Source organism: Bradyrhizobium sp. KZN70725 (assembly GCF_055264925.1).
The window spans coordinates 85,811-101,161 of the sequence record NZ_JBUYWT010000003.1; the positions used below are offsets into that span (position 1 = coordinate 85,811).

10 protein-coding genes and 4 pseudogenes are annotated in these 15,351 nt (G+C 62.8%); 4 read left to right on the forward strand and 10 right to left on the reverse strand.

Translation table 11 applies throughout. The annotated features are described in order from the left end of the window. Positions 1–237 precede the first annotated feature (237 nt). The 6 genes from ACZBJS_RS03935 to ACZBJS_RS03960 all read right to left on the reverse strand — a co-directional run bounded on the left by ACZBJS_RS03935 (position 238) and on the right by ACZBJS_RS03960 (position 6,440). Positions 238–1,236, reverse strand: a complete 999-nt coding sequence (locus ACZBJS_RS03935; RefSeq protein WP_463438458.1) for a polyprenyl synthetase family protein — start codon at positions 1,234–1,236, stop codon at positions 238–240. A 132-nt stretch (positions 1,237–1,368) separates the two neighbouring features. After that, positions 1,369–2,712: a cytochrome P450 gene (locus ACZBJS_RS03940; RefSeq protein ID WP_463438423.1), complete on the reverse strand. Its 1,344-nt coding sequence runs from the start codon at positions 2,710–2,712 to the stop codon at positions 1,369–1,371. After that, positions 2,712–3,557: an SDR family oxidoreductase gene (locus ACZBJS_RS03945; RefSeq protein WP_463438459.1), complete on the reverse strand. Its 846-nt coding sequence runs from the start codon at positions 3,555–3,557 to the stop codon at positions 2,712–2,714. Before ACZBJS_RS03945 ends, ACZBJS_RS03940 begins: the two co-directional genes overlap by 1 nt. Beyond that, positions 3,544–3,852 (reverse strand): ferredoxin, encoded by a 309-nt coding sequence (locus ACZBJS_RS03950; protein WP_229163076.1) that lies wholly within the window; start codon positions 3,850–3,852, stop codon positions 3,544–3,546. Before ACZBJS_RS03950 ends, ACZBJS_RS03945 begins: the two co-directional genes overlap by 14 nt. A 1-nt stretch (position 3,853) precedes the next feature. Next, positions 3,854–5,143: a cytochrome P450 gene (locus tag ACZBJS_RS03955; protein ID WP_463438424.1), complete on the reverse strand. Its 1,290-nt coding sequence runs from the start codon at positions 5,141–5,143 to the stop codon at positions 3,854–3,856. A 94-nt stretch (positions 5,144–5,237) separates the two neighbouring features. Beyond that, positions 5,238–6,440: a cytochrome P450 gene (locus tag ACZBJS_RS03960; protein WP_463438425.1), complete on the reverse strand. Its 1,203-nt coding sequence runs from the start codon at positions 6,438–6,440 to the stop codon at positions 5,238–5,240. Positions 6,441–7,161: 721 nt separating this feature from the next. Between ACZBJS_RS03960 and ACZBJS_RS03965 the strand changes: the two are divergent. After that, positions 7,162–7,275 (forward strand): annotated as a pseudogene (locus ACZBJS_RS03965) (phospholipase effector Tle1 domain-containing protein); the annotation flags it as partial. 340 nt (positions 7,276–7,615) lie between these two features. Beyond that, a complete protein-coding gene (locus ACZBJS_RS03970) occupies positions 7,616–7,924 on the forward strand; it encodes a hypothetical protein (RefSeq protein ID WP_463438426.1) in 309 nt (102 codons plus the stop codon). On the opposite strand, the pseudogene ACZBJS_RS03975 reads toward ACZBJS_RS03970, so the two are convergent. Further along, positions 7,913–8,101, reverse strand: a pseudogene (locus ACZBJS_RS03975) (DUF3606 domain-containing protein). The gene ACZBJS_RS03970 and the pseudogene ACZBJS_RS03975 sit on opposite strands and share 12 nt — an antisense overlap. 132 nt (positions 8,102–8,233) lie before the next feature. On the opposite strand from ACZBJS_RS03975, the pseudogene ACZBJS_RS03980 reads away from it, so the two are divergent. Then, positions 8,234–8,397, forward strand: a pseudogene (locus ACZBJS_RS03980) (non-homologous end-joining DNA ligase); the annotation flags it as partial. A 219-nt stretch (positions 8,398–8,616) separates the two neighbouring features. Here ACZBJS_RS03980 and ACZBJS_RS03985 read toward each other — a convergent pair. The 3 genes from ACZBJS_RS03985 to ACZBJS_RS03995 all read right to left on the reverse strand — a co-directional run bounded on the left by ACZBJS_RS03985 (position 8,617) and on the right by ACZBJS_RS03995 (position 13,157). Then, positions 8,617–8,799 carry a hypothetical protein gene (locus ACZBJS_RS03985; protein ID WP_229162587.1) on the reverse strand — a complete coding sequence of 61 codons (183 nt, stop codon included), beginning with the start codon at positions 8,797–8,799 and terminating at the stop codon, positions 8,617–8,619. 153 nt (positions 8,800–8,952) lie between these two features. Then, positions 8,953–10,872, reverse strand: a complete 1,920-nt coding sequence (locus tag ACZBJS_RS03990; RefSeq protein WP_463438427.1) for a methyl-accepting chemotaxis protein — start codon at positions 10,870–10,872, stop codon at positions 8,953–8,955. Positions 10,873–11,927: 1,055 nt separating this feature from the next. Beyond that, a complete protein-coding gene (locus ACZBJS_RS03995; RefSeq protein ID WP_463438428.1) occupies positions 11,928–13,157 on the reverse strand; it encodes a Fic family protein in 1,230 nt (409 codons plus the stop codon). Between the two features lie 771 nt (positions 13,158–13,928). Here ACZBJS_RS03995 and ACZBJS_RS04000 point away from each other — a divergent pair. Next, positions 13,929–14,534 (forward strand): annotated as a pseudogene (locus ACZBJS_RS04000) (transposase); the annotation flags it as partial. Between the last annotated feature and the right edge of the window lie 817 nt (positions 14,535–15,351).

The following is a 15,351-nucleotide window of genomic DNA, read 5'->3' on the forward strand; positions in this document are numbered from 1 at the left end:
GACGTCGAGCATGTCGCCGCGGGCCGTCGCATAGGCAGTGCCGGACGGGGGCTCTGCTCCGGCGCGGGCGCCCCGATGCTGGCGCCGGCGCGCCGCATAGGCTTGCGCTCAGCGCGCCGCGGCCGTGCGGGGCAACCGCTGCGATCGGTGCCGGAGACTTCGCACACAGTGCAGCATGCACCGCTGCCGCCAGCCGATCGGAGCGGCACACGGGCATCTCCAAGCGGACGGGCACGTTCATGCGCATGGCGCGTGCTTGAACAGATACGCGTTGGCCTGCTGCAGGATGTGCGCCAACCGTTCTGCACCCGGCCCCAGCGGCGCGATGGCCTCCCCGGCATCGCGCAACAGATCCAGCGCGAACTGGCGCGCTGCCTGCAGTCCCATGATCGACGCGCAGGTCGGCTTCTGCGCCGCCGCGTCCTTGCCGGGGGTCTTGCCCAGCGTCGCGGTATCCGCTGTCACGTCGAGAATGTCGTCGATCACCTGCAACGCCAGGCCGAAACAGGCGCCGTAGCGATCGAGCGCACAGTACAGCGCAGCGTGTGCGGCATCCTCCGCGATGGCACATAGCGCGCCCATGCGAACGGACGCGCGCACTAGCGCTCCGCTCTTCATCCGGTACATCGCCACGATCCTGTCCAGCTCCACGTGCTTTCCAACCAGCGACAGATCGATGGCCTGCCCGCCTGCGGCACCCTCGGCGGACACCGCCTGCGCCAGTTCGCGCACGAGCGCGATACGGTAGTCGCTCGGCGCATCCAGGCTCGCCAGGGTCAGAAAGGCGTGCGCCTGCAACGCATCGCCGACCAGGATCGCAGTAGCTTCACCGAACTTGACGTGCACGGTCGGAAGGCCGCGGCGAAGCACGTCGTCGTCCATCGCCGGCAGATCGTCGTGGACCAGGGTGCAAGCGTGCATCATCTCGATGGCAGCGCCGACGCCGTCGAGCATGTGCGCCGGCGTGTCGGACAGTGCGCCGGCAGCCAGGCAGAGCAAGGCACGGGTGCGCTTCCCGCCATGCAAGGTGGCGTAGCGCATCGCGGCCATCAGCTCGGTCTCGCCGTCACGTTCGACAAAGAGAAGGCGCGCCAGCACCTGTTCGACCCGCTTTGCACCGTCCTGCATCCAGATCTCGGGCAGCAGCCCGCCGGATGCGCCGCGCGCCGGCGCGCCCAATCCGCCGAGCGCGGAATCACCAGTTCTGTCGTCCTGTGGCGTGGAGCCGGTCTGCATGTTGTTCATGTCCTTGTCCCCGACAAGCGAGCCACCGAGGTGATGTCGGCGTCGCACCGTGCGCGCGCCGAGTGAAGCGTTGCCGCGCGTCGCCGGCGCCGCTACCTCGCCACATGCGCATGCGATGCCAGCTCATGAGAATCCGATGCGCATAGTCATGGACGGATGTGCGGTCGGGTAATAGCGCCGGCCTTTTTCGGCGTCGCTTAGCAACCGCGGCCGCACCCCGGCCTCGCGCATGGTCAGCGCCAAGGCGATGCAGAACTGCACCAGTTCCAGCCATGCCAGGTGGTAGCCCATGCAGACGTGTGGACCGGTACCGAACTGCAGCATGTCCATCGGCCGGATCGGCTCGGTGCGTTGCAGCCACCGCGCCAGCCGAAACTGATCAGGTGCGTCATGCAGCAGCGCCGAGGTCGAGAAATGCAGCAACGGGATGCACAGATCGGTGCCTGCGGGAATACGCCGTTGGCCGACTCGCAATTCACGCACTGCGCGACGCACCAGGAGCGGCGTTGGCGGATGCACGCGCAGCGTTTCGCGGAACAGCGCCTCGGCGACCGGACACTGCGCCAGGTCCGCGTGCCGGGTCGGCACCGCGCCCACGCATTGCGCCTCCTCGACCAGGGCGTCCCACAGCCCAGGCTGCCGCGCCAGCTCGATCACCATCCAGGCCATCGTCGAGGCGGTGGTGTCGTGCCCACCAAGCAGCAGCAAGCGGATATTGGCGACCAGGACGTCATCGGAAAGCGCATCGTCGCTTCGATCGAAGGCGCTCACCATGTCGTTGATCAACCCGGTGCGCGAGGCATGTTCGCGCGCGGCGCGGACGAACTCGCGCAACCGCGCGTCGATCCAGTCGCGGGCGGCGCGGCCGCGCCGCAAGGGCAGTCCGGGCAGGTCGACCGGGGGCGCGACGATCAAGTGCAACAGTTGCCGGTACTTGCTATGCCATCCCGGCAGGTCCTGCGCGGGGATTCCCATGAGACTGAAGATGAGCTTGAGCATCAGATCGCCGGTTTCGCGCAGGATGGTTACGTCGCCGCGGTCGCGCCACCTCTGCACGCGCGCCCGGATGACGGGCGCGAACAGCTCGCCGATGCCGGCCTGGGTCAGTCCCTTGGGCAGAAGCGCCACCTGGATCGCATCGCGCGCCTGCCGGTGCGCGATGCCGTCCTGGGCAACCAACGTTCCGCCAAACAATTCGGGCGCGATGTCTTCGATCAGCGCCGAGGACACGTCCTTGTGCCGGAGCAGTGCGAGAGCGTCCGGATCCAGACTGGTCATCAGATGTCCGGCAGGGCCGAAATCCAGCCAGAAGTGGCTGCCCAGCGTCCGTTCCGCGCGCCGAAGCAGGCGCGGCAGGTCGCAGACGACGGCGGGAAGATGTCCGACCAAGGGGAAAGCGCCCGGCACGACCGGGATGTCGTGCCGCAGCCGATGCCGACGGTTCAGCGGGTTGAGCAACATGTCCATCAGCAGCCCCGCGACGCGTCCGCTTCGGCGGTCTTGCCGGAAGGCCGCGCGGCGCGGCTGTTGCCACCATCGGCGTACGTCGGCACATGCGCCAGCATGCCGCCGTCGATGCACACGACCTGGCCGGTGATGAACGCAGCATCGTCGGAGAGCAGGAACGCCACCAGCGCGGCCACGTCGTCGGGGCGGCCGACGCGCGGCAGGAGCTGGTGCCGGCGCAGATGCCATTGCGTGCACTCGTCCAGCTTGGCGAGGAGACGATCGGTCATGATGAGACCCGGCGCAACCGCGTTGCAGCGGACCTGCGCATGACCGTACTGGGTAGCGAGCGAGGCGGACAGCATGTTCATCGCCGCCTTCGACGCGGCGTAGGACGTCTGCGCGGTGTCACCGCTGAGCCCCTGGCACGACGACATGTTGACGATCGCGCCACCACCGCGGGCGATCATCCGTGGGATGGCCTGCCGGCAGCAGAGCAACGTGCCGCGCAGATTGGTCGCCATTGTCTGATCCCAGACCGCCAGGTCCAGGTCGAGGATCGCGCGGTCGCGCGGAGTCAGATGCATGGCGCTCGCGTTGTTCACCAGCAGGTCGACCCCACCGAAGTGCCGCTCCGCCGTTTCGAACAGCGCAGCCACCGCCTGCGCATCGGCGATGTCTGTGGCCGAGGCCAGCGCGCGGTCCGCCTCGGATGCAATTTGCGCGGTGCAGGCGATGGCCGCCGAGCCATCAATGTCGGCGACCACTACCCTGCCTCCCTCGCGCGCGATAGCGAGGGCGCATGCCTTGCCGATGCCGGCGCCGGCACCGGTCACCACGGCCACCTTGTCTTCAAATCGTCCCATCGTGCCCTCCTGGGTGGCGTTGGTCTCTTGCGGCATGCCGCTCGGCCTCCGGTGGAGAAGGCGGAGGGTCGGCGCTGCCGCGCTCGTCATCGCCAGCGTCGCTTTCGATGACCCGAATGGCGGCGACTGGGCACTGGCTCGCCGCCAGCCTGACGGCGGCGTGCAGCGCCTGCGGGACCGTCGCCACGCATACTTCGGCCACGCCGTCCGATTCGCGCTGGCGAAAGGTGCCCGGCAGCGTCAGCACGCACTGCCCGCTGGTTCCGCACAGATCCTGGTCGACCACGACGCGCATCTCAGCTCCGCTGCGCATGCAGCCGCACCGGCAGCGCGCGGAACGTCCGAAGGAACGCGGAGGGCTCCCGGGTCGGCTGCCCGGCCAATGCCAGCGTGGGGAAACGGGCCTGGATCCGCGGCAGGCTCTCGGCCAATTGCACCCGGGCCAGTTGCGCACCGAGGCAGAAGTGAATGCCGTGGCCGAAGCTCAGCATGATCTGCCCGTCGGTCGACATACCTGGACTGGTGCCGTAGAACCGCGCCGGATCGAAGCGATCGGGATCGGCGAAGGCGTCTGGGTCGCGATTGCCGGACGCAATCAGCACGCGCACGTCCGCGTTCTTCGGGATCACCACGCCGCCCAGTTCGATGTCGCGCTGGGCGATACGCGGAATGGAGCTGAACATCGCGGGCGCGTCGCAGCGCAGGACTTCTTCGACGAACGCCTTCACCCCCACGGCGTCTCCCTGCAGCCAGTGCCTCTGTTGGGGATACGCCAACATCGCCAGGACCGCATGGTCGATGGTGGCAGCAGTGGTGGCGAAGCCGCCGAGCAGCATGCCCCACAACATGCTGATCAGCTCCGCATCCGACAGTGTATCGGCATCATCGTCGTGTGCGCCGACGAGCATCGACACGATGTCGTGGCGGGGATCGGTGCGCTTGCACTGTATGAGGCCGCCGAAATAGGCCTTCACTCTGGCACTGGCCGCGTCCGCCGCGGCGAGCTGGGAATCGCTGGCGTGCGGGCTCAGGCCTTCCAGAATGGCGCCGATGCCGGCGGCGAGCCCGAACATGTCGTCCTGGGGCATGCCAAACAGTTCGGCGAAGACCAGCATGGGCAAGGCCAGCGCGAATTCCCGATGCAGGTCCACGGCCTCCCCGCGCTCCAGTGCGGGCGCCATGCCGTCCAGGCGCGCGGCGACGATGCGCGCGATGCTCGGCCGCAGGTCGTCGATCTGGCGCATGGTGAAATCGCGCGAGATCAGCCGGCGCAGACGCGTATGCGCCGGTGGGTTCTTCATCGCTAGCGTGGACGCCAGCAGATTGAGCGACAGGCTTGTCGCCGCATGCGGGAAATAGCGCGCCAGTTCGCCTGGCGCCGGTCCCAGAAACGCATCGCCCGTGGCCTTGAGCGCCCAGTAAATGTCGGCGTGGCGGCTCAACAGAAAGAGGCCCGACGCCGCGCGATGCACCGGATCGTGCTCGCGCAACCACCGCATGAACGGATACGGGTAGTGGATGCACGCCGGCGACGCCAGTTCGGCGAAGGCGTCCCGGTATGCTGCCCTGGTTTCTTGCACGTCCATCCTGATTAACTGTCGGCGGCTTGATCTGACCGGCGCGCCCCAGGCGCGCCGGCAAATTGCGGAGAGGATCGCGATCAGCGTTGGCGTCCGTGCATCACCAGAGCACCGGGAATTCCTCGAAGCCGCCAGTAATGATCTCCTTGCGCAACTTCAGTTCTTCAGGCGCCACGGCCAGACGCAGCGCGGGAAAGCGCTGGAAGATCGAACCGAACACCGCCTTGAGTTCCAGCCTGGCCAGCGCCCCGCCGATGCAGGAGTGCGGCCCGTAGGAGAACGCCAGGTGTGGCTCTTCCTGGCGTTCGATATCGAAGATTTCCGGGTCATCGAAATGGCCCGGATCGAACGACGTCGCCGGCAGGCCGACCAGCACTTTGCTCTCCGCGGGAATATCCACGCCCGCGATGGTCACGTCGGTCCTCGGATATCGCATGATGCCGTCCCAGCCCGCGCCCGGCGGGTACATGCGCAGAATTTCCTCCACCGCCTTGTCCACCAGGGATGGATCGCCGACCAGGCGTTCGCGCTGTTGCGGATGGCGGAACATGGCCAGCAAGCCGAATTCGATCTGCGCGACGGTGCTCTCGTGCCCCGCCACCAGCATGCCCGCCGCAAGGCCGACCGCCTCTTCCTCGGTCGCCTTGCCCTGGTCGACCGCCGCGAGCAGATCCGTCAGCAGGTTGTCGCCCGGAGCCTGGCGCTTGTCGCGCATCTTGCCGCGCATGTAGGCGCGCAGTTCTTCCCAGGCCCGGCGCGACGCACTGCGCGGGCCGCTTTCATGCTGGTGCGTCATCACCTCGTCGGACAGCCGGGCGAAAAAGGCGTGATCCTCGTAGAGCACGCCCATCAGCGCGCTGATGACCATGGCCGGAAGCGGAAAGGAGAGGTGGCGCCTCAGGTCGGCGGGCTGAGGCTGGGCCGCTAGTTTCTCAAACAACTGCGCGGCGGTCGCTTCGACCTGCTGCGCGAGCAGCTTCACCCGGCGGTTGCTGAAGGCCGGCGCCACGATCGTGCGTAACCGGGCATGCTCGCCCCCCTCGTGCGAGACCAGCCAGCCCGGCGAACCGAGAATCACCGAATCCGGGGTGAATGCCGCCGGCGGCATTCCCGCGGGCCGGAATGCCGCGTCGGACAGCACCGCCTTGGCCTCGTCATAGCCTGTCACCCACCAGCCTTCGTGTCCGGACGGGAAGCGCACGCGGTGGATCGGACCGTTGGCGCGTAGCGCCAACATCTCCGGCGAAGGCTCGATGTGATCGACGCGCCACATCGGCAGCGTCGGCAAGGATTGTTCGGACATGGTGGCACATCACTCTCTAAGCGATGAAGGGCGGAGGTGACCGATAGGAGCCGCAGGTAGCGAAGACGGCAGGTAGACGACAGCCTCCGCGACGTTGGTCCGCACCAGATCCCCCATCCGCACGAGTGGCGCGAAGAAGGCTCATCGCAATTCCAGGCGTCCCAGCGCACGCTCAGGCGGAAGGGCGGCCCCTAGCCGAACGGCAGGTGCGGGTTGTGCCGCCGCATGACATCGAACCTGTCGGCATCGCCAAAGATCGACTCACTGTAGGGATTGGTGAAGGAGCCTCGAGGTACCCGCCACCAACTTGCCCGCCAATATAGCCTGCGGACCAGTCGCACACTTCCGGCGGCAGTTTCACTGTGGCTCCCAAAAGAAGAACTCTAGATCGCATCCAACCCTTCCCTGCATTTTCTCGGTCCACTACCGAGCGCCAAGTCATGCCACAGCAAACCGTCGGAACGGACCAAACGCGAACGGCGACGCGCGCCGTGTCCGTCCCGAAGATCATCGCACCGCGATTGGTGATGATGCCGTGAACAGAGCAAATCGCGTGCCGAGGTGAGTTCGCAGGCTCAGCAGGCACTTCGTAGCGGGCGTATGTCAGGTTTCTGGCATTGAGTCTCAATGCCGACAAGCAAGTGCCCGACAAAGGCCTGCTCTCGCGCTGAATGTGCCGGGCGGCCTTGCACGGATTTCAAGCAACCGGATTGGCTGTGGAATGTGGTTCGCAGGAAACCACTTCGATGTCGGCGGTAGTTATCCCGAAAATGAAACCCGCCTCTCCGACATCTCGCTGAGTTGGATGGCGCATGCGGCCGAGACCTTTCCCGACCGCAAGGGACCCGACGGATTCGGCATCAAGGTACACGATAGATTTCTGAAGCTGAATGCGGATCGCTTGGTCCCTGGCACGACGAGCGCGAACTCGGTCACTTTTGACTGCAAGTCAGGTGCCGTCCATCCCAACACGAGAGCGCGGTGCGGCTCTGCCTGCACGCGCAAAGACCTAAGCGAACGTGATGCAGGCCATCCTACAAGAACCGCCCGGCATTTTTCACAGGGATCTCAGAATTGGGGAAACCTTGTCCTCTGCTTACTGGGAATCCAGCCTTGTGCGAGGAGCCGGAACAGATGGCGGACCACAGGATTCGCCGTATTCGGAGCCTACTTCAATGCTGATGACTACTGAACGAAGGCCGACAATACGGACGCTGTGCGGATGGGAGATCCACATGCTCCGGGAAGCGGGCGCCAAGTGCGAGGAGCACGGTTGGATGCAGGACCGCGCCGATCCGCGTGCACGAGAGCGGGCCTTCAATATCGCCCGTCGAGACCCGCCAATAGGCGTCTCCGCTGGTGCAGCGGAAGCCGTGGTTCGCGACGTGCTGGACTCGATTGGAGACACCTGTCCAGAATGCCCCCCAACGAGGATGACCGGCACTAAGCATCTACGCCAATTCGTCTCTGACTCAGCGGCCTAACTGTTTCTCCATCCGCTTGCGCGCGTCGCCGACCCTTTTTGACGGCCTTCTTCACCGCGGGTGCCGACTTTCCGGTCTTCTTCGCCTCGTACTGCACTTCGTAGTCCTGCCCGCCTGCCACCCGCGGCCGGTCCTGCTTCGTTCGCGCGCCGTGTTGCTCTTCTTCGCTGCCGCCATCGGTGCCTCCTGTTGTGACATTGAAAGCACCGCGACAGTGATTCGCAGGTTCCGGAACGATTCGAACTGTGCCAATTTGAATCGGCTGCAACGTTGAGTTCTTCCTGTGCCGTTTCAGCGTAAAACCAACAGCTACCGGCGGCCGACGGCACGACCGACTTCTCGGTCCTGCAGAACGAGCTCAAGAGCAAATCGAAGAGCATCGTCCTCGTAGCGTTCGATCTGCTCTATCTGAACAGCCCCGCGACATCCGACTCCCGCTCTTTCAGCGCAAAGCCGAACTTAAGAAGATCCTAATAGCGGTACCCGGGAACGGGCAGTGATAGCCACGCCGGCATACGCCATGACGGCGGGCCCCTTTCCCAAGTGCCCCCGGCGAGGAGTTTCATGAGTCCTTGCGCGAGGGATCGAACCCGCATGACCGAGACGCTGCGCGGCTCGGTTCAGGAGAGCCCGTTGCGGCATCGGCGGCACGCGCCAAGCGGAAGAAGTGACCCGGGCTTGAATCTGAGGGTCTAGATTTCCTCACGCGCATGCGTCTGCGCGTCATAGATCCTGACCCGAAGCTTGGGAAAGCGTCTCTTCAGTTCTTCTCCGCCGGCCCTGGCGCCCTCTTTCGTTGCAAACTCAGTTTTTAACAGCCCATCGACTTCGATCGCGAAGCCTGAAGTCGGCATCTTGCGGACGGTAGCAACCATCTTGTTTCGTCTCATATTGGATTTTGCGCACAAACTGCTTAGCCTGAGTCGGCGAGAAGCCGCCAGTCACAACGGCCATTGTTGACCACCAAGTGGCGCCTGTCTGCAATTCGCATGCTGGTCTGGATGCTTTTCGATCAACGCCTCCCCAACCTAGGCCGCCCGGATTCTAGCGAGGAAGTCGTCCAGCTCGCGCTTCAGCCGAGTACCTTCCTCAGAAAGCAGTTCGGCAGACCTTAGCACTCCCGCCGAAGCCTCCTCGGTCAGCTTTGCGCCCTTCGTGACCTCACCGGCGCTTGTCGCCACCAGCGTCGTCCTGGCTGCCGCTTCCTGCACATTGAGTGCGATGCTTTGGCTGGTCGTCTCCTGCTTTCCGATGGCCTCCACCACGGTCCCCGCAATCTCCGAGATGCGTCCGATGAGGCCGCCAATTTCGGCAATAGTCCCGACCGAATCACGTGTCGCAGCCTGTATTCCGCCGATGTGTTCGCTGATCTCAGCGGTGGCATGGGCGGTCTGCGTCGCGAGAGATTTCACTTCCTGCGCGACGATCGCGAATCCCCTGCCGAAGCCTCCGGCGCGTGCAGCCTCGATGGTGGCGTTCAGCGCGAGCAGATTTGTCTGCCGCGCGATCGCGGCGATCAGCTGAACGACGCCGCCTATCCGCTCCGCCGCGACCGCCAAACCGGATATTCGCTGGTCGCTCAGTTGCGCCATACGGACCGCTTCGTGCGACATACTGGCCACCTGGTCAACCTGCCGGCCGATGGTGGCGATGGTTCCCGCCATTTCGCCGGTAGCGTCAGCGAGGCGCTGAACGTTGGCGGAGGTCTCCCCCGATGAAGATGCGACCTCGACGGAGAGTTGCCTGCCGCGATCGGCCGCGCCGGTAAGGCTGCGCGCGGACGCTTCGAGCTCTGATGATGCGGATGAGACGGCGCCGATAAACTGACCCACGGCGCTTTCGAACTCACCAGCGAGCCGCGCGATATCGGCCTTACGCTGTTCGGCAGCGACACGATCCAGTTCGGCGCTCGCATCGAGCTCGGCCCGCGCCCTCTGGCGGGCTTTCAGCTTGAACATTTCGACCGATTCGGCCATCTCGCCGAGCTCGTCCTTTCGGCCAAGTCCTGGCAAAATCACGTCGAACCGCCCCTCGCCGAGCTGGCGCATGGCCGCCGTCATCGAAGCCACTGTTTCGGCGATACGCTGGCCGAACAGCACCGCGGCGAGCCCCACAAGAACCGTTGAAAGTCCAATCACCCAGATGAGCGTCTGCCGGATCTCTTCAGCATGGACTTCAGCAACCTGCGAACGCGCGCCGGCCGAAGCCATGATCTTCACGAGCGCCGGACGGACACGGTCGTAGATATGTCCAAGATCGTCCACCTGGTCATTCAGCGCTTGCTGCGTGACCATGAACGCAACGAAACTCGACTTGTATGCGCGGATCAGGTCGAGGATCTGGGATTTCGCCTCCTCTGGCAGGTTGGCTTGAGCAAGCGCGGTCTCGAATATCGCCTCCTGATCGACCAGTTGATCGCCATATTTGTCCTCGCCGCGCAGGATGAAATCCTTCTCGTGCCGGCGCATCATCAACATCAAGGTCGTGAGGCGCGGCTGGTTCAGCTCTTTCAGCCGTTGCTCGACGTCGTGAACGGCATTGCGCAGCTTGCCTTGAAATCCCTCATTCTCATTAAAGCCGAGATTGCGTTGGGCGGAGACAACGTTATGAAAACGCGTTGCGTAGAGACCGATCACCGAGCGCAGGGACGTCACCTGCTTGAGCGGGTCGTTATCGGGCAACATCGTCGCAAATGTTTCAACGTAACCGAGGTCTGAAAGCTGCCGTTCATAATTCTCGGCATGGTTCTTGATCAAGACATCACTTGGTTTGCGGAGGAAGTCGTTTGCGATTTGTCGCGACTCCAGGAAGCTCTGTGACAAGGATGCGATATGATCCTTCAATTTGTTGCTGTCGTTTGATTCGCTCTGAGCAAGACGCGCGTAAGTCAGAGCGCCGGCGCAGATCACGCCGGTGACAAGGACCCCGGATATCCCGAGCAGCGCCATTTGGCTGCGCAACCCGATGCGGAAACGCCTCGATGGCCTGCCGTTCCTTGTCACAACTTCTCTCATGTTACCCCTTGAATGAGTTCGTGCCCCGGTGGCCGTGTTGGTTAACACGGCGCCGACAGGCGTTGGCCAGTATTGGCTGAACGGGAGTTGTTGACCTGGTTCGTTCGGTCGATGTTGAGCGGCTCAATAGGTCAGATTGATTTCGAAAATCTGAACTCGCACTGTGCGTTCTGATCGACGTGAACTACGAGCACCCTCTGGCGACGGCAACATCATGCCCGCGATAGGCCAATCATAGCCGACCTTTGCAGAAAAGATGCGCGCGTGACGCGAAGTTCGCCGGTAAGCGGCACAACACATCGGGTAGCGCTACGATTCGGACCCGCACTATTCTGACAACAATAAAAAAGATCGCCCGCTGGCTCGATGCTTCCGCAGCCAATCACCGCGGAAAATCACCTTCCGCAAGTACCCGCCCGTCATTGGCATCCGGCGACAATGCACTCTATTCATTGCTCGGAGACTTCCGTGACGCACTGCACTTCCCGGGACACAAATAGTACTGAACGAAGGTGGGGAGTAGTTCGCTGCCCCGTTGTGAGCAACTCCGCGGACGCCTATCGATAGACGGATATTCTGGCTCATTTGGAAGACGCGCTTGCATAGTCCCCGGGCCAACCAAAGCGAAAAATCAGTCCGCGATGCATGGAAGAGAGAAGCGGGAGACCTGTCCCGGCAGCGGGCGTCGATCACGACGGCGAGTAGCGATCGCCCCACAGCCGCCCTTGTCGGTTTCGATGCGCCATTTCGCGACGCTCCCGGAAGTGTAGGGATTCCCTGCTGGACGCTTACGGAAAGGCCGACTGTAGCGAGGCAAGAGATCTTCACCGGCCCCAATTGCGAGGGGCGCATCTTGTGGCCACTCTGCGCGAGGCGGCCAATCCGGCTGCAGGTCATGCCCGTACGATAGATCAAGCTGGATGTCGCTTGCTCATTGCGGCTGTTCGCGTTCGCCGGAAGCGTTCACCGGGTCCACGACATAGCACCGGTCACGGTTCCCTGAGAGCCGCCGATATCTCGCCTAGATCGGCTTGCTCGGGAAGCAAGGGCTCCTCGCCGAAGGGGCGGTTGATGATGCTGAGCGCTTCGTAGGCGGCATACACGCGGTTGCGCGCGTAGCCGGTCCGCTCTTGTAAGATGCCTGCCTCTTCCAATTGGGCGATAGCCTGATGCACCTGTGGAGGGCTGATCTCAAGAAGATCGCCTAGCCGCTTGGCAGTCACAACCGGATAATTGTGAAGTTCGTCAAGCGCGCGGACCGCCGCAGAACGCTTGCGGAATTTCCGGCGCCGCCGCCAGAGTTCGGACAAGTCCGACAGCGCCTTGCGGGTTCGGATGAGTTCATCGACGGTGCCGGTGACGGCGTCGGCCATGAAGGCAATGATCGGCTGCCAGTCGAGTCGCTGCTGGGCGTCCTTGAGGGAGGCGTAGTACGTCTCTTTTTTGCTCTCGATGTAGGGCGAAAGGTACAGAGGGACGTGCTTCTCGGCAGCCATCATAAGAGGAAGAAGGAGACGGCCGACACGCCCGTTGCCATCGCGGAAGGGATGGACCGCCTCGAAGTGAGCGTGCGCAATCGCCATCCTGGTGATGAAGCCTTGTGTCATCTGCTGCATCCCCTCATTGCGGAGATAATCGACGGTCTGGGCGAGACAGTGCGGAACGTCGGCAGGAGGCGGAGGGTTCAGACTGGAATACGCGATGTCGCCTTTTCCGCCGATCCACACGACACGGTTGCGGAGCTCGCCGGGAGCATCCTGATAATCCGGATCATCCTTCATCACCGCACGATGGAGATCTCTAATCAAATCCATCGTGAAGACGCGGTATCCGTCTTTGGCCGCAAGCGGAATGAATCCGTCAAGCGCGACGGCATAGTTGCGCACCTGGCGCGCTTCGTCCCTGGCGTCGTCGCCCCCCGCTTCCTCTACGGAAAGCAGTTCATCGAGCGTGCTTTGGGTGCCTTCGATCGATGAGGAACTGACGGCTTCGCGTCTGGTCAGGATCCGGCTGACGATGTAGGGGTCCTTCAACTGAGCGCCGATGGCGTCGACCCGCCCGAAGGCGAATTGAGCGACATCGAGGGCCTTCGTCGCCCCTGCGACCAAAACTCCGTCTTCGGGAGGAGCCGGCGGGACGATTCCGTAGTGGGAATCGTACGGCGGCGGCAACGGTTTGAGGGTCTCCCTGATTGTGTGGCTGAGATCGCTGCGCTTCATGAAAAACCAAAACTGGAGGTCGGCGACCCTATTTATAATTAGGGTTTCTATATTAAACCATAATAATGCGCGGTCTCGGCCTGCTTGAATAGGGATCCGTAAGCCCTTCGAGTTCCAGCTCAGACCAAATTGTTCCTTTTATGTTCTACCGCGGCGATTGAATTCGTGGATTTCAAACCAATGGCTCGCCGGACGATCTCGACTCAAGCAGCGTGTTTAATCCGAGCCTGACACCCATGCGGGTGGTTCTCGGTTTGCCGCCATCGGCACCTTTTCTGTGATCCGGCCTCTAAGGCGGCTGGAGGTTAACAAGCGCGCTCCCGCGTCAAAGGGGGTGAGCCTGCGGCTGTACGTCCACGCAACAGGAAAGGAGAGCGTCATGCGTAGTAGCAGCAGTCGAAAGCCAGTTTTTGTAAACGAGTATGACCGGTTCCGGTTCGGTAAGTGGGAGCATGTGTGCTCGCATTGCCGATCCATGCCGGGTCAACTGGACTTCGGCTTCTGACGCAAGGAAGCACCGGCTTCCGTAGCGTCCGCCTATGGCGGCATTTCTTTACGTGGCGATTTAGCCAAGTTCTCCAGCGCCGCGTTGAATGGTCCCCAAATTCGTCCGTCCCGGCTTCGCGAACTTATCGATTTGAGTCTTCTTCATCATGCAAGACACCGGAATATTGTTGCAAGTCGGCAAGCTAGACGCGGCTCACACCCAATTGAGGACCGCAATCAGGATGTGGTTCTACAACGAAGATTGCGTTTCAGCTCATACCTTGCCTCCGGCGTCTGATCGCGGAACACGAACGCGTGACGAAGCAACTGTCGGAGATCGACAAAGTCGTGGCCCAGCAGGCTCTGGACGATCCACGGGCTCTCAAGCTGATGACGATCCCCGGCGTGAGTTCGGTTGTCGCATCGAGTGTACTGGCCTCCATCGGCGACATCGCACGCTTCCCGTCGCCGGATAAGCTCAGCAGCTATTTCGGGTTGACTCCGCGGGTTCGGCAGTCAGGCGAGCACCCGGCACGGCATGGCCGGATCTCGAAGCAGGGCAACCGTGACGCCCGCAAGATGCTGGTTGAGGCGGCGTGGTCAGCCAAGACGGCGCCGGGTCCGTTGCGAGCATTCTTCAACCGCACGCAGAAAAAGCACGGGGCCGGGGTCGCAGCCGTCGCGACGGCGCGCAAGCTCGCAGTCATGATCTGGCACGTCCTGACGACCGGGAAGGACTACGCTTACGCGCGGCCAGCGTTCACGGCGATGAAAGCCCGGAAGGTGGCTCTGAAGGCTGGGGCTCCCCGTGCCTACGGCAAGGCTGGCCCGGGCCGGGACTATTGGATCAAGGAAATCCGCGAACGGGAAGCTGGTTACGTCGCACGCGCATGGTGGCTGCCTGGAAGGAAAAACCAAAAAAAGTTGCCACGAACTGAAGGTAAGGACTTCTCAACACCATCCGTGGCCACTCACAGAGGAGTGCCGAATGACAATGCGAACCTCGTTGTTGGCGCTTTTACTTCTGCTTTGCAGTGTGGTGACCGCTGGTTCCATGGGCAGCGCCGTCACTAAGAATGATCCTTGGGATCGTCATCATATCGACGATCTGCCCGCCGAGATCCGACAATATATCGCGGCTATCTGCAGGGGACCTCCCAGCGCGCAGAATGATTTTGCAACTTACTCTCCGCATGAGAAGCGCTGGCGGATCAATCTCGAATACCTTCGATGCGACGGTTTGGCCGAATACCGTCGAGGAAATCAATGTCTGGATGTGGACTTCATTGCTGTCGGCTCGCATTTCCGGCGTGCCAGAAGGGGCTACAGAGACTGTGGGTTCTAAATCAGCAACATTCAAAGACTCGCACGTCGGTCGCAAAGGTCTCCAAGGAATTAAAGCGCACTGTCGCCGCCGTGCGCGTCAAGGCCTCACAACTCGGCATTGGCTTCGGTCATCAGCGCTGAGCGTTCTACTTTCGGATAGCGCTGCGCGCACGCGATGTCGTTGGGTGAGGCACAAACACGGCGCTCTCAACAGGCCGGCGCGAGGCTAACATTCGCGCGTAGAAGGCGTTGAAAGATGGGCCGAGAGACCAACTCGATTCCGGCGCCCGCCCCTGCGGCCCAAGTCGTATGATTGCGCCGTTCGCGGCGAGCTTGGGCAGCGTATGCGCTGCAAGGCGGCGTACACCGGTACGGGTAACGA

Bases quoted from the DNA above. Each gene is read 5' to 3' on its own strand.
- ACZBJS_RS03935 (WP_463438458.1), bottom strand. From the start codon at position 1,236: ATGCAGACCGGCTCCACGCCACAGGACGACAGAACTGGTGATTCCGCG.
- ACZBJS_RS03940 (WP_463438423.1), bottom strand. From the start codon at position 2,712: ATGGACATGTTGCTCAACCCGCTGAACCGTCGGCATCGGCTGCGGCAC.
- ACZBJS_RS03945 (WP_463438459.1), bottom strand. From the start codon at position 3,557: ATGGGACGATTTGAAGACAAGGTGGCCGTGGTGACCGGTGCCGGCGCC.
- ACZBJS_RS03950 (WP_229163076.1), bottom strand. From the start codon at position 3,852: ATGCGCGTCGTGGTCGACCAGGATCTGTGCGGAACCAGCGGGCAGTGC.
- ACZBJS_RS03955 (WP_463438424.1), bottom strand. From the start codon at position 5,143: ATGGACGTGCAAGAAACCAGGGCAGCATACCGGGACGCCTTCGCCGAA.
- ACZBJS_RS03960 (WP_463438425.1), bottom strand. From the start codon at position 6,440: ATGTCCGAACAATCCTTGCCGACGCTGCCGATGTGGCGCGTCGATCAC.
- ACZBJS_RS03970 (WP_463438426.1), top strand. From the start codon at position 7,616: ATGCTGATGACTACTGAACGAAGGCCGACAATACGGACGCTGTGCGGA.
- ACZBJS_RS03985 (WP_229162587.1), bottom strand. From the start codon at position 8,799: ATGGTTGCTACCGTCCGCAAGATGCCGACTTCAGGCTTCGCGATCGAA.
- ACZBJS_RS03990 (WP_463438427.1), bottom strand. From the start codon at position 10,872: ATGGCGCTGCTCGGGATATCCGGGGTCCTTGTCACCGGCGTGATCTGC.
- ACZBJS_RS03995 (WP_463438428.1), bottom strand. From the start codon at position 13,157: ATGAAGCGCAGCGATCTCAGCCACACAATCAGGGAGACCCTCAAACCG.